The organism is Nostoc sp. C117, from assembly GCF_043099735.1.
Taxonomy (GTDB): domain Bacteria; phylum Cyanobacteriota; class Cyanobacteriia; order Cyanobacteriales; family Nostocaceae; genus Nostoc.
The window spans coordinates 5,094,460-5,112,352 of the sequence record NZ_CP170991.1 but is presented as its reverse complement, the minus strand read 5'-3'; the positions used below and the strand labels follow the sequence as shown (position 1 = coordinate 5,112,352).

The following is a 17,893-nucleotide window of genomic DNA, read 5'->3' as shown; positions in this document are numbered from 1 at the left end:
TTCCATAATTGCCATACCCACAATTTACATCTGCCTTCAGGTAAATTGTGTAACATTTTTCCTAAAAATTGCTATTTTAACTACTGTCTTTCAATAGATGTTAGGGTCATCCAAATAAGATTAAATACAGTATTATGATTTAGTCTCATAAGACCAAAAATATATTCATTATGTCTACAATAGAACCTTCTTTTAAACACGAATATATAACTACCAATGGGGTGAAATTACACTACGTCACCCAAGGTGAAGGCACTTTAATGTTGATGCTACATGGGTTTCCGGAATTTTGGTACTCTTGGCGGCATCAAATACCAGAATTCGCCCAACATTTTAAAGTTGTTGCTCTTGATTTGCGTGGCTACAACGATAGTGATAAGCCAACAGAGCAATCAGCTTATGTTATAGATGAATTTGTCAAAGATGTTGCAGGAGTGATTAAAGAATTAGGATACCAAAAATGTGTTTTAGTTGCACATGATTGGGGAGGTGCGATCGCTTGGAATTTTGCCTACGCTCACCCGGAAATGGTAGAGCGATTAATTATCCTTAATCTGCCTCATCCTGCCAAATTTGCCCAAGGCTTACGCACTCCCCAACAATTGCTGCGTAGTTATTACATATTTATTTTTCAACTACCGTGGATACCAGAATTACTTTTACAATCTTTAGACTACCAAGCAATTGCAATAATTTTTCAAGGTACAGCAGTTAATAAGAGTGCTTTCACTCAAGCGGATATTGACGCTTATAAAGATGCTGCGGCAAAACGTGGTGCCCTCACAGCAATGTTAAACTATTACCGCAATATTTTTCCACAGAGAATATTAAATTCAAATTGGGGCATTCTCGAAGTGCCAACACTGATGATTTGGGGAGAAAATGACACCGCACTTGGTAAGGAACTAACCTACGAGACTGCAACCTATGTTAGAGACTTTCAAATCAAATATATTCCTAATTGTGGTCATTGGGTGCAGCAAGAACAGCCAAAGTTAGTGAATCAGTATATGAGAGAATTTCTCAGGACTTAGACTAACAATATATGTTACTAAACTAAAGGGTTAATTTTGCAAGTATTAATACTCATTAATTTAGCCAAACTCTACCAAGTGGACTAGGCTTTTAAGAAGATTTAATACTAATTTAACAGGGACAATTTTTCTGGGTTTATTGCGTCAAAATAGTCAAAAATTAGAATAAATCGCATTTTTTGTATTCCTGCCCTACTTGTCTCTTTATCACAATAAGCTTCTTAGGTCAATCTGTAACCTTAAGAAGTTTGGTGAGATAATAGAGATGTGAGGTAAAGAACGGACGCAAACTTGATTATCAAGGGGGAAATTTATGAAACTTCAGCTATTAGTGGCCACAGCCTTGGCAACTCCCCTCTTTTTCATTAGCTCAGTTAGAGCTGAGAATCCGCAGGACTTACAAAAACTGCTTTCAACTGGGCAATGTATCCAGTGCGATTTATCAGGAGCTAACCTCAGGGGCGCTCATTTAATTGGTGCTGATTTAAGAGGCTCGAAACTTCAAGGAGCCAACCTTGTAGAGGCAAACCTTGAAGGTGCTGACTTAACTGGTGCTAACTTGGCAGGTGCTAACTTAACATCAGCCTATGTCACCAATGTAAATATGAAACAAGCAAATCTCAACGGAGTAAATTTTACTGGCGCTACAATCCACGATTCTAATGTGTATAAAGCATCAATGAACGATCTCAATCTCACTGATGCTCAAATATTTAACACTGGAATCGGTATTGGTGGAGAAGATGCGGAAATTCCCGATTGGAAATAGCCTTAACTAAGTAGGCAGGTTGAAATAAACACAACATAAGTTTTGGCTGATTTTCATCAAAAAAACTAGTTGTTTCCAAGCATTTTCCTTATATCTGCCCTGAAAAAAATATTAAGAGAAATAAAACCTCTGCCTTGTAGTGACTTCATCACCATCGAGGTAGAGGAATTTTTTATGAAAAATAGATTTACAATTAGTAATTATTGTTTAATAAGTGTCTTAAATATTTTTATTAATCTGCTTAACTGTCTTAACTGTCTTAACTGTCTTCAATATTTTGATTTAATTATCTGCTTAACTGTTTAACTGTCTTAACTGTCTTATTATTCTTCAATTAATTACTCAACAGTTGACTTAATCGCTTGAGTCTAGGGATTGCTTTTTTTTTGTAACTATGAAAGATTATGAGAACACAATGAATCCGTAAAAATTCATCTGCTAGCATCGGAAATCAATAATGACTTAAACAGCTTGTTTACTGTTCGTAGCCTATAGCATTAGCGATCGCAAAGCCTCAGAATGAATGTCAGAGACTACCATCAAATCAAAGTGGTATCTCCTCACTATACTTCCTGAAGCTAGCTTTGTTATGCTCCTTTTGTACTGGGTACTGGAGAATTGCAAAATAAATATGTTCTTTCTCAAAACCACTTCCATCATTTTGGAGCTTGTTACCCAATTTACAGTCCCTTTTATATCCCGTGTCTTTCGATATAGAAACTTCAAATCAAACGTACATAAGCTGATGCGCGTCTAAAGTATATAAACACTCTTGATGGTAGTTGACTGTTGACTGTTGACTGTTGAAGGTAAATGTACAAATTAAATGCGTAACAGCTTAGCTCGTTATTTTAATTCAGGAGCATCCTGTATTATTACTTGACACGAGCCACCACAAATAAACCAAAATTTGCGAGTTGAAACTGACACAAAGATGCGGAGACACCGGGACGCGGAGAATTTGAAACTCCGGAAAGTTGCCTTGATAGGCCACTAGGTTGATGAGGATATTCAGCAACTGCAACGATGCTAATCTCAGCCACTAAATAAAGACAGCAAAAAGACCTCAGAGGACGTTACGCGCAGATCATGCAACCCTTTGAACTGCCAGAATTTTACATGCCTTGGCCGGCGCGGCTGAACCCAAACCTAGAAGCAGCGCGAGTGCATTCCAAAGCGTGGGCTTACCAAATGGGGATACTTGGGTCAGAAGAGGAAGCAGAAAAGTCCCTTATCTGGGACGAGCGTACATTCGATGCCCACGACTACGCCTTGCTTTGTTCCTATACCCATCCAGATGCGCCAGGTACGGAGCTTGACTTAGTGACCGACTGGTATGTTTGGGTGTTCTTCTTCGACGATCACTTTCTGGAAATTTATAAGCGCACCCAAGATATGGCCGGGGCGAAGGAGTACCTCGCCAGACTACCGACGTTTATGCCAATCTATCCGACCGAGACACCCCCAGTACCTACCAATCCAGTGGAGCGCGGTTTAGCTGACCTGTGGTCTCGCACTGCATTTACCAAATCCGTAGACTGGCGGCTTCGCTTCTTCGAGAGTACCAAGAATCTCCTCGAAGAGTCTCTGTGGGAACTCTCCAATATCAGCCAGGATCGGGTCGCTAACCCCATTGAATACATAGAGATGCGCCGCAAGGTTGGTGGCGCTCCCTGGTCAGCAGATCTCGTCGAACACGCCGTGTTTATAGAGATTCCGGCTGATATTGCCTCGACTCGGCCAATGCGTGTACTAAAAGATACATTTGCCGATGGAGTGCATCTACGCAATGACCTATTCTCCTATCAGAGAGAAGTCGAGGATGAAGGCGAGAATGCTAACTGTGTGTTGGTCTTAGAGCGTTTCCTGAATGTGAGTACCCAGGAGGCAGCCAACCTCACCAACGAACTGCTGACCTCGCGGTTACAGCAGTTCGATAACACTGCTGTCACTGAGTTACCCTCCCTTTTCGAGGAGTACGGACTAGATCCAGTGGCTCGTGTGAATGTTCTCCTTTACATCAAAGGACTTCAGGACTGGCAATCGGGTGGTCATGAGTGGCACATGCGATCGAGCCGCTACATGAACAAGGGAGGAGATAATTCTTCAACATCCCTACTAGGGATACCAACAGGGCTAGGCACTTCGGCTGCTCGCATTGGATCGTTATACGCTGCGTTGGGGTTAGGAAGGTTCAAGAGTTTTACTCACGTTCCATACCAGCCTGTGGGACCAGTAACACTACCGAAGTTTTACATGCCCTTCACTACAAGTTTGAATCCCCATCTGGATGCCGCGCGCAAGCATTCCAAGGAATGGGCGCGCCAAATGGGGATGTTAGAGTCACTACCTGGGATTCCTGATGCCGTCATCTGGGATGACCATAAGTTTGATGTTGCCGACGTAGCCCTATGCGGTGCATTGATTCATCCGAATGGGTCTGGTCCAGAGCTGAATCTGACAGCGTGCTGGCTTGTTTGGGGAACCTATGCTGACGATTACTTCCCCGCGCTCTACGGGAATAACCGCAACATGGCTGGTGCGAAAGTGTTCAATGCCCGAATGTCAGCGTTTATGCCTCTGGATGATTCTACCCCCAGCGAGGTTCCGACTAATCCGGTGGAAGCGGGCTTGGCAGATATTTGGTCTCGCACAGCTGGCCCGATGTCCGCAAATGCCCGACGTGAGTTCCGCCGTGCAATCCAGGATATGACTGACAGCTGGGTGTGGGAACTCGCCAACCAGATTCAAAATCGAATTCCCGACCCGATAGATTATGTGGAGATGCGCCGTAAGACCTTTGGCTCGGATCTGACCATGAGCCTATCCCGACTAGCTCAGGGCGACGAGATCCCCCAGGAGATTTACCGCACCCGAACAATGCGATCGCTAGATAATTCAGCCGCCGACTACGCCTGTTTAACTAACGATATCTTCTCCTATCAGAAAGAAATCGAATTTGAGGGCGAAATCCATAACTGTGTGCTGGTTGTTCAGAATTTCCTCAACTGCGGTTTACCACAGGCTGTTGAAGTTGTTAATAACCTGATGACATCTAGGGCGCTCCAGTTTCAACTCATCGTCGCCACCGAACTACCAGTTCTGTTCGATGATTTCGACCTGGATGCAAGTACCCGCGAGAAACTGCTTGGATACGTCAAGAAACTAGAGCAGTGGATGTGCGGCGTCCTCAAGTGGCATGTAACGGTAGATCGCTATAAAGAATTTGAATTGCGTAATTCTTTAGCAGGGCGGCTACTCAGCGGTCCTAGAGGGCTGGGTACTTCAGCTCGGCGTATTGGATCGGTCAGGAGAGTTTAAGCTCATTACTCGGTCAATAAAGTCAGATTTTTTTGTCGGTGAAGAGAGTTGGTTCTAGGTCAATATGCGATCGCATCAGATCGGTTTTTTTAGTAACTAAAAAGTGGAGGATTAAGTTGTGACATATTCTAACGATCCCAATTTGGAAGATCAGCAGCCTCAGTTAACCTTGAGTACAGCAGCGGCGCGTAATTTGGCGACAACGACCAAATCTGCACCGCAGACCCAGGAAATTACATCTCGGTGGTTATTGAAGCTTTTGCCGTGGGTGCAGACCAAAGGTGGCGCCTATCGAGTCAACCGTCGGTTGAGTTATTCCGTAGGTGATGGACGAGTAAGTTTCACCAACACTGGAGCAACAGTGCAGGTTATTCCCCTCGAACTTACTGAGTTGCCCTTGTTGCGAGGATTTAACAACGTTGAGGTGTTGACTGGATTGGCAAACCAGTTTGTTCAGCAGGAGTATGCTCCAGATGATGTCATCGTTGAACTTGGCCAGTCTGCCGATCGCGTGATTCTGATTGCTCGTGGTAAGGTCAACAAAATTGGTGTTGGCAAGTATGGGGAGCAGATCGTGTTCGATGTGCTAGCTGACGGCGACCATTTCGGCGATGAAACTGTGGTGCAGTCCGAGGATACTTGGCAGTACACCCTCAAGGCGATTACCAGAACCATCGTTTTGTCGCTACCCCAAGAGGCGTTTGAAAGAGCGATCGCTCAGTCTGAGGAGTTAGGAACCCATGTTGAACAGTTCCGCACCCGCCTGAACCAGCCACAGACTGCCCAAGGTGAAGCTGCCATTGAACTGGCGGCCGATCATCCCCAAGAGGCTGAGTTGCCGGGAACCTTCGCCGATTACGAACTCACACCCAGAGAATATGAGTTGAGCATTGCCCAAACAGTGTTGCGAGTAAATACGCGGGTAGCCGATCTGTACAATGAACCGTACAACCAGACAGAAGAACAACTGCGTCTGACTATTGAGGCATTACGAGAACGTCAAGAACACGAATTACTCAACAACCGCGAATTCGGGTTGCTGCACAACGCCGACCTCAAACAGCGTATCTACAGCAGTAGCGGCGCACCGACCCCCGACGACTTGGACGAGCTGTTGGCGACAGTATGGAAGGAGCCGGGATTCTTCCTAGCTCACCCCCGCACGATCGCTGCCTTTGGTCGTGAAGCCAACCGCCTGGGTCTTTATCCACAAAGCGTAGATGTGAACGGCGTTCAGGTTACATCTTGGCGCGGCGTACCCATCTTTCCTTCCAACAAAATTCCCATCAGCAATAACCGCACCAGTTCTATCCTTTTGCTCCGCACCGGTGTAGAAAAACAAGGGGTAATCGGCTTACATCAAACTGGTATTCCCGATGAATACCAACCCAGCTTATCTGTTCGATTCATGGGTATCAGCGAAAAGGCAATCATTTCCTACCTCGTCACCGCCTACTACTCCGCAGCCGTCCTCACTCCTGACGCACTTGGCATCCTCGAAGATGTCGAAATCGGGCGCTAAATATCAGGAGTGCTGAGTGCTGAGTGCTGAGTGAGTAAAAATTAGGGCTGACTGTTGATACCCTGCAAGAAAGTGGGCGGTCTTTGAACTCAGCACTTTGAACTCAGCACTCAGCACTGAATGGCACTTTTATTAGTAACTAGAGGATGGGGTGATGACAGATTTTATTGAATCAAATTTAAATGTTGAGAGTGGACAACCTCAACTGAGTTTGAGTAAAGATGCTGCGCGTAATTTGTCCACGACCACCAAATCTGCACCGCAGACGCAGGAAATTACCTCGCGGTGGTTGTTGAAGATGTTGCCTTGGGTGCAGACGAAGGGTGGCACTTATCGGCTGAACCGTCGGTTGACCTATACCGTCGGTGATGGGCGGTTAAGTTTCTCCAACACCGGAGCCGAGGTACAGGTGATTCCCCAGGAACTTGGTGAATTGCCCTTGCTGCGAGGGTTTGACGACATTGAGGTGCTAAGGGCATTGGCAAGTCGCTTTGTTCAGCAGGAGTTCGCGCCTGGTGATATCATAGTCCAGTCAGGTCAGCCAGCCAATCAGCTTTTTTTGATCGCACATGGCAAAGCGAACAAGATTGGTATTGGCAAGTATGACGAGCAGCCTCTATTGGATATGCTAGCTGACGGTGATTATTTTGGCGATCTGTTAGTGGAGTCAGAAAGCAATTGGAAGTTCACAGTCCAAGCTGTGACCCGATGCACAGTATTAGCGCTACCACAACAGGCATTTCGGGAACTGCTCAACCAGTCGCAAGCGTTGCAGGCTCAAGTTGAGCAATTTCGGACTCGCGCAGAACTTCCACAAAACAAGTATGGGGAAGCTGCGATCGCTTTGTCAACCAGTCATAGCAGAGAAACGACGTTACCAGGAACATTTGTTGACTACGAACTCTCACCCCGCGAATATCAGTTAAGCATTGCTCAGACTAGGTTGCGAGTAAGTACTCGCGTTGCGGATCTCTACAATCAACCGTACAATCAGACGGACGAACAACTGCGCCTGGCGATTGAGGCATTGCGGGAGCGTCAAGAATATGAGTTAGTTAACAACCGCGAATTTGGATTGTTGCACAACGCCGACCTGAAACAGCGCATCTACACCCGCAGCGGTCCCCCCACTCCCGATGATCTCGATGAATTAGTCACCCGTCGGCGGAAGTCGAGGTTCTTCCTGGCTCATCCCCGCACTATTGCAGCCTTCGGCCGCCAATGCAACCGTCGAGGTATATATCCAGACACCATCGACATGGACGGGAGCAAAATAATCACGTGGCGCAATGTACCGATTTTTCCCTGTAACAAGATTCCAATTACCAAGAACCAGACTAGTTCTATCCTGGTACTCCGCACTGGTGAGAAAGATCAGGGCGTAATTGGCCTACATCAAACTGGTATCCCGGACGAATACCAACCGAGTCTATCCGTCCGATTCATGGGCATCAGTGAAAAGGCCATTATCTCCTACCTCGTCACCGCTTACTACTCCGCAGCTGTCCTCGTCCCCGACGCACTCGGCGTCCTAGAAGATGTTGAAATCGGGCGCTAAAAGCTTGACCACATATAATATAAATGAGGGTATTGCCAACTTGTGACAATACCCTCAGAAAAACAAGCTAATTTTTTGTTATAGCCTATCAGTTTAACTTAACGCCTGAGCAACTGCTGTCGAAAGCGACTCGTTTGCCGCTTGCTTCAACAATTCGGCTTTATCGGTCTGTTCCCAAGGCAAGTCTAAATCAGCCCGTCCAAAATGACCGTAAGCCGCGACGTCCTGATAAAAACGTCCGCCTCGTTCACTTGGTAAGTTGCGTAAGTTGAAAGTATGGATAATACCTGCTGGACGTAGTTCAAAATGCTTGTTGATTAATTCCAGTAAGGTTTCTTCATCCACTTTGCCAGTACCAAAGGTATCAACTAAGATGCTGGTTGGTCGCGCTACACCGATAGCGTAGGACAGTTGGATTTCAACTTTTTCTGCTAAGCCAGCAGCAACAATATTTTTCGCTACATAACGAGCCGCATAAGCCGCAGAACGATCTACTTTCGTGGGGTCTTTGCCAGAAAAAGCACCACCACCATGTCGAGAATAACCACCGTAGGTATCAACGATTATTTTCCGTCCTGTCAGACCAGAATCTCCTTGAGGACCACCAACGACAAATTTACCGGTGGGATTGACTAAGAAGCGTGTCTCTTCATTAGGCTTAACGTCAATGTCGCCAAAAACAGGTTCAACGACTGCTGACCACAGGTCTTGTTTAATCTTGGCTTGTACCGCTGCCTCATCTGTGATTTCCCCAATACTGGCTGTATGCTGGGTGGAAATCAAGATGGTATCAATTCCTACGGGGCGTCCATCTTCGTAAACCACAGTTACTTGGGTTTTACCATCAGGACGGAGGTATGACAATTCACCTGTTTTGCGAACTGCTGCCAATCGACGAGCAATGCGGTGAGCCAGACTGATGGGTAAGGGCATCAATTCTGGTGTTTCGTTGCTAGCAAAGCCAAACATGATACCTTGGTCGCCTGCGCCAATTTTGTCAAATAGTTCATCACTATCTTGCTGGCGGGTTTCGTGGGCGGCGTTTACGCCTTGGGCAATATCAGGTGATTGTTCGTCTAAAGCTAGCAAAACGCTGGTGCTGTTAGCAGAAAAGCCGTTATCAGCATTGGTATAACCAATTTCGGCAATTTTCTTGCGAGCGAGATTGACGAAATTTACATTGGCTTTAGTAGTAATTTCACCTGTGATTAATACTAAGCCAGTATTAACTACTACTTCAGCAGCAACACGGCTGCTAGGGTCTTGTGTCAGTAAGGCATCCAGAATTGTATCAGAAATCTGATCGCAGATTTTATCTGGATGACCTTCGGTAACTGACTCGGAGGTAAATAAATATCGACGAGACAAAGGTAATTCCTCCTTTAAGAGTATTTTCGCTGACTCAATCTAGGTATTTAGGTCAACTACCTAATTTATGAAATGATAACAATATTTATACTTGAGTCGTTAGTATCTTCTTAAGATCGATCAAAACTATTAATTACAGTTAACTATAATGTAAGGAAGATAAGTAGATAGGCATTATTAAACGTAAAATTGCCAACCAGTGAAATCACCTTGTTGAGTAGTTTTTACCTTCTAGAATTCTGACTTGAAAGTGTTGACTGCTGTACATGTATAGCGGGGCGTTTAGCCTGTGCTTAGTAAAAATCCCAGTCCCCAGTCCCCAGTCATTCTATCATCCAAGGCTTTTGAAACTTGTTTTTTTTATAGGAACTGCTTCCTGCTCTTCGGGTTCGCCACTTGACAGCTGTTGCTCCCAGTCGGGAAACCCGCCCAACACAGTGTCTCCTTAATGTCGGTGAAACTATTCACCACAGTAGCTCACTTACTGACTTCTACAATTAGAATTTACGATAATTATTTTCTATTTTTAATGTTTTTAAGCATACAAAAAAGCAAGGCACTCCGAAAAGTGCCCCTGCTAGCTTTGACACAAACACTGCTGCTTTAAACCTGAACTGCTAACTTTGCTTCCTCCGCTGTCAGCAGCTCATAAGCAGCACGCATTTTTAAACCGGTCAACACTTGGAAAAAACCAGTACCATTATTGGAACCGGGGTACTCGCGGTGCTGGAGTAATAAATGAGTCAATTCACCCTGATATTTAGTGGATGTATTGCTGAGATGAGTTTCGATATAAATTACTTCTTCCAAGTTGTCAAATTGACCATCTACCTCTAGCACTGAGACATAGCGGCCGTAGTAAACATCTGAACCGTAGTAGAGTTGCATACCGGGGTACGAGCAGGTCAGTTTGCGTCCACAGGGAGTCCAATTAATTGTTGACCCCTCGTCAAACAGGTAGGTTGGATCAAAGCCTTCTTTGCCTTCCCGCTGGAGCATACGTACCCTTAAGACTCTGCGTTCGGTATCGTTTTTGATTAAGTTTGTGGGTAATACCTGGAGAACCACATCAGCAAATTCTCTTTGTGGTTCAATAAACTTTTCAAAATCAGGTTTACGAGAATTAATTTGCGCTAAAACGTCTTCGTAGCGATGACCGCGTTCAGCCATATCTCGCTGGATTTTCCAAGCAATTTTGACTTCATCGCTAATGTCGAAATAAACACTGAAGTCGATTAGCGATCGCACCCGCTCATCATATAAAGGATGCAGCCCTTCAACCACTATAATATGATTCGGCTCCACCCGCTCTGGCGGATCGATCAAGCCAGTTTCGTGGTTGTAAATCGGCTTATCAATCCCTTGACCACTTTTGAGCGCTTTAATTTGCTCATACATCAGGTCAAAATTATTCGCCCTGGGGTCTAGTGCCGTTATCCCCGTCTCTTTGCGCTGTTTCCGATCCAGGGAATGATAATCATCCAAGCAGATGACTGTCATTAAATCTTCACCAAACAAATCTATCAAACGACGCAAAAACGTAGATTTACCGCAACCAGAGTCTCCGGCTACTCCAATCAATACCACGCGTTCCGGCTTAGTTGTCATAAATCTCCTCTAAATACTAAAGTTGTGTCAATAATTTTTCACACAGCAGATTTTGAAGCCAGGAGTTTACCGCTTTGGTTTATCCTGCGTTCTTGCTACCCAGCACAGCTATAAGACATCAAACAAGTAAACAACAAACTAAAAAAGTAATAAGTTGTGACTTGTCAGACTAGCCTGAATCTTGGTGCCGGTAAGTATTTAATCCTAGTGGTATATTTGATTTTAACAGAATGGGGTATCCCATACAAGATTTGCCCTCAAGAAGAATTCGTCTGGTTTACCCATGATTTTCATGATTCAGTTGTTAATTTTAAAAGAGGGATCGCTAGTATCCATAAGTGTTGCATCGCTCTGAGTCTCCTACTTGTAACTCTATTGTTCGAGTTTTAATGGTATAATATTTCTTTGGAGGAGGCTTTTTCAGGTTCCTAAATTTTAACCACCCCTCACCCTCAATATATTTCCGACGAAAATCTATCCAAGGAATGACTCCTTAACTTGCATTAATAAAATTCTTGGGTGTAAATTTATGGATATGCTCAAATAGGAGTGTCGGTGTTATGTCAAGCTAGTGATAGAGGTTGACAGATTTTTCACATCAAGTAAAACTGATTATAGTTGCTTAAATCGAGGTTCTTTCTTGCGTTATGTTTATAACTAGAGTTTTCCTAGTCATGTAATTAGACATGAGCAGGTAATAAATATAGCTAAGAATATTTCGGGAGATTGGTAAATTTGATACCTCTTTTGCTGTCTAGTACAGCATTATGTATTTTTAGATTTGCAATTTTAGATTTTGGATTGTTTTTTGGTTAATCCCGGACTAAAATCCTGTTAAGATAACGCCCCTTGTGGGTAGAACCAATTCCAAAGACGCTCAGTAAGAGAGCGTTAGCGAGGAACGAGCGTCTGAGTTTCTAACGCTTAGCAATCAAGCAAGCCTCGTCTTCTTTTGACCGGGGTGAATCTAAAATAGGAAATCTAAAATCCAAAATTGATTGACGAAAGTTAGCAAAAAAGTATCGGTGTTAGTTAACGAAGAAAAGATTAAATTGATTCATTATTAACATTCTCCAAAAGATTTATCCTTTACCTTAGAAGGTGAACAGGTGTGTTTTTTACTATGCCTGCATGTCTTCGGTGAGTGTACTTAGCAAGGCATTAATTCATAATGCCGTTTTTCCTTCATTGTCAGTTTTGTGAAACAAAAATCCGGTAAACTAAAGCTGACATGGGATGGGAATAGTTTTTTTGAAAAACGGTTAAGTAAATATCGGAGTGCTAGAACGAATGTACAATCAAGGTGCTGTTGAGAGTGCTGCCAACACAGAATTAGGTAGCCGCGTCTTCCTCTACGAAGTGGTAGGTCTGCGTCAGAGCGAAGAAACCGATCAAACGAACTACCCAATTCGTAAAAGTGGCAGTGTGTTCATCAGAGTGCCTTACAACCGCATGAATCAAGAAATGCGACGTATCACTCGTCTAGGCGGCACAATTGTTAGCATCCAGCCTGTAACTGGGCTACAGCCAGTTAATGGTAAAGCCTCATTTGGGAATGCTACAAGCGAAGTCAGCGAGTTAGCTACATCTGGGGAAACTGCTAACAGTGAAGGGAATGGTAAAGCCACACCTGTAAATGCTCATAGTGCTGAAGAACAGAACAAAGACAAGAAAGGCAACACCATGACTCAAGCGAAAGCCAAAAAAGACCACGGTGACGTTCCTGTTAACACTTACCGTCCCAATGCTCCGTTTATTGGCAAGGTAATATCTAATGAACCCTTAGTTAAAGAAGGTGGAATTGGGATTGTTCAACACCTGAAATTTGACCTATCTGGCAGTGATTTGAAGTACATAGAAGGTCAAAGTATTGGAATTATTCCCCCAGGATTGGACAAGAACGGTAAACCCGAAAAACTCAGACTATATTCCATTGCTTCAACTCGTCATGGCGATGATGTCGATGATAAAACAGTATCACTGTGTGTCCGCCAGTTAGAGTACAAGCATCCAGAAAGTGGCGAAACTGTCTACGGTGTTTGCTCTACGCACTTATGTTTCCTCAAGCCTGGGGAAGATGTGAAAATTACCGGGCCAGTGGGTAAGGAAATGTTGTTACCCCAAGACCCCGATGCTAATGTCATTATGATGGCAACCGGAACAGGTATTGCGCCGATGCGGGCTTATCTGTGGCGTCAGTTTAAAGATGCTGAAAGAGCAGCTAACCCAGAATACCAATTTAAAGGATTTTCTTGGCTAATATTTGGTGTACCAACAACTCCAAACCTTTTATATAAGGAAGAACTGGAAGAAATTCAACAAAAATATCCTGATAACTTCCGCCTCACTGCTGCCATAAGTCGGGAACAGAAAAATCCCCAAGGCGGTAGAATGTACATCCAAGACCGGGTAGCGGAACACGCAGATGAATTGTGGCAATTGATTAAAAATGAAAAAACCCACACCTACATCTGCGGTTTGCGAGGTATGGAAGAAGGTATTGATGCAGCCTTAACTGCTGCTGCTGCTAAGGAAGGTGTAACCTGGAGTGATTACCAGAAGCAACTCAAGAAAGCTGGTCGCTGGCATGTAGAAACTTATTAAGTGCTGAGTTTTTAGTTCTAAGTTTTTAGTTCTAAGTTATGAAGTAGAAACTTCCTGAGTGCTGAGTTTTTAGTTCTAAGTTATGAAGTAGTAGGGTAGGCAATGCCTACCCTACAATTGTTTTGTTATGAATATTGTAAATAGCTGAGGAAAGAGTTCTCAGTTCTGAGTCGTCAAGTATTAAGTACTTCTTACTACTCAGCACTCAGCACTCAGCACTCAGCACTTAAAAATAAATTGGGTGCAAAAATTGTGGGTGTGAAATTAGGAATACTGGGATTAGGCACTGTGGGGACAGGTACGGTGCAGTTGTTGCAAGATAGTGCTGGGCGTCACCCATTGCTGCAAGAGATAGAAATATATCGAGTGGGAGTGCGATCGCTTGATAAACCCCGTGCAGTAGAATTATCTACGGAAGTTTTAACTACAGATTTAGAGTCGATTGTCAACGATCCAGCAGTAGATATAGTTGTCGAAGTTATGGGTGGACTGGAGCCGGCGCGATCGCTAATCCTCACAGCCTTAAGCAATGGTAAGCATGTAGTCACCGCCAATAAAGCCGCGATCGCCCGTTTTAGCGCAGAAATTTTCACAACTGCCAATCAAGCGGGTGTATACGTCATGTTAGAAGCTGCTGTGGGTGGTGGAATTCCGGTGATTCAACCCCTAAAACAGTCTTTAAGTGTTAACCGCATTCATACTGTAACTGGTATTGTTAACGGTACAACTAACTACATCCTGACCCGGATGCAAACTGAAGGCAGCAACTTCGACGATGTTTTAGCTGATGCCCAACGTCTGGGTTATGCTGAGGCTGACCCCACAGCTGATGTCGATGGCTTAGATGCAGCCGATAAAATTGCCATCCTCGCATCATTGGGCTTCGGTGGACGGATCAACCTGAAAGATGTTTATACTGAGGGGATTCGGCAAGTCAGCAAGACAGATATTGCCTACGCCGAAAAATTGGGATTTGTGATTAAATTATTAGCGATCGCCAAAAGAATTACACCCACAGAAGAGAACGCGGGGACATTTCACCTGTCTCCTCTGTCGGTGAGAGTTCATCCGACTTTAGTACCGAAAGCCCACCCTTTGGCTAGCATCAACGGTGTTTATAATGCCATTCTTGTGGAAGGAGAACCCATCGGCCAGGTAATGTTTTTTGGTCCTGGTGCTGGTGCTGGTGCAACCGCCAGCGCTGTGACATCAGATATTTTGAATTTAGTTGCTGTCATCAAAAGCAATACAGCAGTTGCAAATCCCTTATTAGCTTGTGGACATCAGGAATATTCCCAAATTGCGCCGATGTCAGAGTTGATAACTCGGTTTTACACGCGTTTCCTCACGAATGACCAACCTGGAGTTATCGGTAAATTGGGTACTTGCTTTGGTAACTATGGCGTGAGCTTAGAGTCAATTGTACAAACTGGCTTTCAAGGGGAACTTGCAGAGATTGTGGTTGTTACCCATGATGTGCCAGAAGGCAACTTTCGGCAAGCTTTGGCAGAGATTCGGGATTTTGAAGCGATCGAAAGCATTCCCAGTTTACTGCGTGTACTTTGAAATTAATGCTTTAGCGATCGCTCAGCGTCAGATGTTCCCACAGGCTAGAATACTTAGTTTTTTTCAGATTTCTCTTTCTGCCTACGCTTGGTAGACTAAATAACAAACCTCACGCCAAACGCGAGGGTAGCCCTATGACTGCAACTAATCCAGCTACTAGCATTACACTTCCAGACCACACTCAGCTACCAGAGTCTGATGGTACTTTCGTCAAAAACTTCCAAGAACATCCTCAAAGCATTCTTTTAACCGATTCCATTAAACCAGTATTGCAAAAACGTCATTCTGATGGGCAATATTGCATAGGTCAAGACAGTGGCATCTATTGGCGCATCACTGATCCACCAGAACGAGGTGCAGAAGCTCCCGATTGGTTTTATGTACCGAATGTGCCGCCCACACTAAATGGGCAAATGCGCCGCTCTTATGTGCTTTGGCAAGAACACATTGCTCCGTTGATTGTATTAGAATTTGTCTCTGGAGATGGTAGTGAGGAGCGAGATAAAACTCCTTGGCAGGGGAAATTTTGGATTTATGAGCAGGTGATTCGTCCTCCCTTCTACGGCATTTATGAAGTGAATAAAGCCAGTGTGGAACTTTATCACTTGATTGAAGGAGAATATCAACTTTTAAGCAAATGAACGGAGACATTATACTATTGCCCCTTTGGGAGTTGAGTTAGGCATTTGGCAGGGAGTTTATCAGAATGCGGAATTACCCTGGTTGCGCTGGTGGGATTTGCAAGGTAATTTGTTGTTAAGTGGCGAGGAAAGAGCCGAACAGGAAAGTCAAAGGGCAGAACTAGAAAGTCAAAGGGCTGAACAGGAAAGCCAAAGAGCCGATCGCTTAACTGCTCAATTGCGATCGCTCGGCATTGAACCAGAAGCTTGAGAAAGTCTTAGCAGCCTTAGCCTCATGGCAAGCTAAACTAAAAAACAACCCTTATTCCTGCAAAGGTAGTCTTATGACCTCTGCAACCGACCCATCCACCGCCCTGACTCCTTTCCCCGACCATACACAGCTACCAGAGTCGGATGGTACTTTCGTGAAAAATTGGCAAGAGCATCCCCAAAGCATTTTACTGACTGACTCAATTACACCCGTTCTCAAACAATTACATCCTGAAGGTGAATATTGTATCGGTCAGGATTTAGGTATTTACTGGCGGTTGACAGACCCCCTAGAGAAAGGCGCAGAAGCACCAGATTGGTTTTATGTCCCAAATGTACCACCTTTACTCGATGGACAAACGCGGAGGTCTTATGTACTGTGGCGAGAATTTATTGCCCCATTAATTGCCTTGGAATTTGTCTCTGGGGATGGTAGTGAAGAACGAGATAAAACCCCTTGGAAGGGGAAATTCTGGATTTATGAGCAAGTAATTCATCCGGCTTATTATGGCATTTATGAAGTGAATAAAGCCAGTATAGAAGTTTATGAATTAATTGGTGGAAAATATCAATTATTAACAGCAAATGAACGCGGACATTATCCGATTATTCCTTTGGGAGTTGAGTTAGGTTTATGGCAAGGAGTTTATCAAAATGCCCAATTGCCCTGGTTGCGTTGGTGGGATTTACAGGGTAATTTGTTGTTGAGTGGCGATGAAAGAGCCGAACAGGAATCCCAACGCGCTGAACGAGAATCCCAACGAGCTGAACAGGAAAGACAAAGAGCCGATCGCCTTATTGCCCAATTGCGATCGCTCGGCGTTGAACCAGAAGTCTAAGTTTTTGGATGAAAGATCCCCAGATCAGTAGCGCTTGTCTTCAGACATCGCTTGCTAAACTACCTTAAAATTGCAAATATAAGCAAGGCCAAAAATCACTCTAAGAATATGGCTCAAATTTTAGTTGAAAATTTAGATCCTGTGATTCTGGAAAAGCTAGAAACTCTTGCAAAACAGCACGGTAGATCTTTGCAAGAGGAATTAAGGCAGATCCTACAACAAGCGGCTGAAAAAGCGACACACTACCACACTGGCGGCGACATAGAAAAAGTCAGAGAAGCTGTAACACGCTCTCAAGTGAGATATACAGGAAAAATTTTCAGTGATAGTACTGAACTTATCCGCGAGGACAGAGAACGGTGAGTCAGTATGTTTTAGATGCTAGCATTGCCATCAAGTGGTTCATCCCCGAAGTCTACTCTCATGCAGCTAGGCGTTTAATAGGAAGTAACCATACTTTCTTAGTTCCAGATTTTTTCTTTGCAGAAGTAGGAAACGTCTTGTGGAAACGAGTGCGTCGCGGTGAAGACACTGCTGAAAATGCCAGACAAACATTAACAGATTTGAATACAGTTCCTCTAGAATTATACTTATCTCAGCCATTGATGCCACTTGCTTTAGATATTGCCATTCAGATAGATCGCGCAGTGTATGACAGTTTATACTTAGCTCTTGCCATTACCCAACAATGCCAAATGGTGACAGCAGATGAAAAACTTTATAATGCTCTTCAAACCAGTAGCTATGCAAGTAATCTTCTCTGGGTGGAGAATATTTAGATAGCGATCGCCTGAGCTTTACAGGAATTTCAAGG

13 protein-coding genes and 1 pseudogene are annotated in these 17,893 nt (G+C 44.2%); 11 read left to right on the top strand and 3 right to left on the bottom strand.

Annotated elements, in window-relative coordinates; all coding sequences use genetic code 11:
• Positions 1 to 170 precede the first annotated feature (170 nt).
• Together ACFG4S_RS22045 and ACFG4S_RS22040 are read left to right on the top strand one after the other, a co-directional pair.
• On the top strand, positions 171 to 1,034 hold the full coding sequence (locus ACFG4S_RS22045; RefSeq protein ID WP_392531133.1) for an alpha/beta fold hydrolase: 864 nt from the start codon (positions 171 to 173) through the stop codon (positions 1,032 to 1,034).
• 313 nt (positions 1,035 to 1,347) lie between these two features.
• A complete protein-coding gene (locus ACFG4S_RS22040; RefSeq protein WP_392531132.1) occupies positions 1,348 to 1,803 on the top strand; it encodes a pentapeptide repeat-containing protein in 456 nt (151 codons plus the stop codon).
• A gap of 875 nt (positions 1,804 to 2,678) precedes the next feature.
• Here ACFG4S_RS22040 and ACFG4S_RS22035 read toward each other — a convergent pair.
• Positions 2,679 to 2,846: a hypothetical protein gene (locus tag ACFG4S_RS22035; protein ID WP_392531131.1), complete on the bottom strand. Its 168-nt coding sequence runs from the start codon at positions 2,844 to 2,846 to the stop codon at positions 2,679 to 2,681.
• A gap of 46 nt (positions 2,847 to 2,892) precedes the next feature.
• Here ACFG4S_RS22035 and ACFG4S_RS22030 point away from each other — a divergent pair, with 46 nt between their 5' ends.
• The 3 genes from ACFG4S_RS22030 to ACFG4S_RS22020 all read left to right on the top strand — a co-directional run bounded on the left by ACFG4S_RS22030 (position 2,893) and on the right by ACFG4S_RS22020 (position 8,204).
• The gene (locus ACFG4S_RS22030) at positions 2,893 to 5,124 is read left to right on the top strand and encodes a family 2 encapsulin nanocompartment cargo protein terpene cyclase (protein ID WP_392531130.1); all 2,232 of its coding nucleotides are present in this window, start codon (positions 2,893 to 2,895) and stop codon (positions 5,122 to 5,124) included.
• Positions 5,125 to 5,242: 118 nt separating this feature from the next.
• Positions 5,243 to 6,646: a family 2B encapsulin nanocompartment shell protein gene (locus ACFG4S_RS22025; RefSeq protein ID WP_392531129.1), complete on the top strand. Its 1,404-nt coding sequence runs from the start codon at positions 5,243 to 5,245 to the stop codon at positions 6,644 to 6,646.
• Between the two features lie 154 nt (positions 6,647 to 6,800).
• Positions 6,801 to 8,204 carry a family 2B encapsulin nanocompartment shell protein gene (locus ACFG4S_RS22020; protein ID WP_392536054.1) on the top strand — a complete coding sequence of 468 codons (1,404 nt, stop codon included), beginning with the start codon at positions 6,801 to 6,803 and terminating at the stop codon, positions 8,202 to 8,204.
• 93 nt (positions 8,205 to 8,297) lie between these two features.
• Here the strand turns inward: ACFG4S_RS22020 and metK are convergent, their stop codons facing one another.
• Positions 8,298 to 9,572, bottom strand: coding sequence for a methionine adenosyltransferase (gene metK, locus ACFG4S_RS22015; RefSeq protein ID WP_392531128.1), 1,275 nt, complete (start codon positions 9,570 to 9,572; stop codon positions 8,298 to 8,300).
• Between the two features lie 603 nt (positions 9,573 to 10,175).
• Positions 10,176 to 11,180, bottom strand: coding sequence for a phosphoribulokinase (locus ACFG4S_RS22010; protein WP_392531127.1), 1,005 nt, complete (start codon positions 11,178 to 11,180; stop codon positions 10,176 to 10,178).
• A 1,290-nt stretch (positions 11,181 to 12,470) separates the two neighbouring features.
• On the opposite strand from ACFG4S_RS22010, the gene petH reads away from it, so the two are divergent.
• The 6 genes and pseudogenes from petH to ACFG4S_RS21980 all read left to right on the top strand — a co-directional run bounded on the left by petH (position 12,471) and on the right by ACFG4S_RS21980 (position 17,858).
• Positions 12,471 to 13,784, top strand: a complete 1,314-nt coding sequence (gene petH, locus ACFG4S_RS22005) for a ferredoxin--NADP reductase (protein WP_392531126.1) — start codon at positions 12,471 to 12,473, stop codon at positions 13,782 to 13,784.
• A gap of 252 nt (positions 13,785 to 14,036) precedes the next feature.
• The gene (locus tag ACFG4S_RS22000; RefSeq protein WP_392536053.1) at positions 14,037 to 15,350 is read left to right on the top strand and encodes a homoserine dehydrogenase; all 1,314 of its coding nucleotides are present in this window, start codon (positions 14,037 to 14,039) and stop codon (positions 15,348 to 15,350) included.
• Between the two features lie 134 nt (positions 15,351 to 15,484).
• Positions 15,485 to 16,241: pseudogene (locus ACFG4S_RS21995) on the top strand (Uma2 family endonuclease).
• Between the two features lie 73 nt (positions 16,242 to 16,314).
• The gene (locus tag ACFG4S_RS21990; protein WP_392531125.1) at positions 16,315 to 17,079 is read left to right on the top strand and encodes a Uma2 family endonuclease; all 765 of its coding nucleotides are present in this window, start codon (positions 16,315 to 16,317) and stop codon (positions 17,077 to 17,079) included.
• 108 nt (positions 17,080 to 17,187) lie between these two features.
• Positions 17,188 to 17,442: an Arc family DNA-binding protein gene (locus ACFG4S_RS21985; RefSeq protein WP_392531124.1), complete on the top strand. Its 255-nt coding sequence runs from the start codon at positions 17,188 to 17,190 to the stop codon at positions 17,440 to 17,442.
• Positions 17,439 to 17,858 (top strand): type II toxin-antitoxin system VapC family toxin, encoded by a 420-nt coding sequence (locus ACFG4S_RS21980; protein ID WP_392531123.1) that lies wholly within the window; start codon positions 17,439 to 17,441, stop codon positions 17,856 to 17,858. The genes ACFG4S_RS21985 and ACFG4S_RS21980 overlap by 4 nt, the downstream gene beginning before the upstream one ends.
• The last annotated feature ends 35 nt before the right edge of the window (positions 17,859 to 17,893 follow it).

Coding starts and splice junctions, on each gene's coding strand:
- ACFG4S_RS22045 (WP_392531133.1), top strand. CDS start 171: ATGTCTACAATAGAACCTTCTTTTAAACACGAATATATAACTACCAAT.
- ACFG4S_RS22040 (WP_392531132.1), top strand. CDS start 1,348: ATGAAACTTCAGCTATTAGTGGCCACAGCCTTGGCAACTCCCCTCTTT.
- ACFG4S_RS22030 (WP_392531130.1), top strand. CDS start 2,893: ATGCAACCCTTTGAACTGCCAGAATTTTACATGCCTTGGCCGGCGCGG.
- ACFG4S_RS22020 (WP_392536054.1), top strand. CDS start 6,801: ATGACAGATTTTATTGAATCAAATTTAAATGTTGAGAGTGGACAACCT.
- ACFG4S_RS22010 (WP_392531127.1), bottom strand. CDS start 11,180: ATGACAACTAAGCCGGAACGCGTGGTATTGATTGGAGTAGCCGGAGAC.
- petH (WP_392531126.1), top strand. CDS start 12,471: ATGTACAATCAAGGTGCTGTTGAGAGTGCTGCCAACACAGAATTAGGT.
- ACFG4S_RS21990 (WP_392531125.1), top strand. CDS start 16,315: ATGACCTCTGCAACCGACCCATCCACCGCCCTGACTCCTTTCCCCGAC.
- ACFG4S_RS21985 (WP_392531124.1), top strand. CDS start 17,188: ATGGCTCAAATTTTAGTTGAAAATTTAGATCCTGTGATTCTGGAAAAG.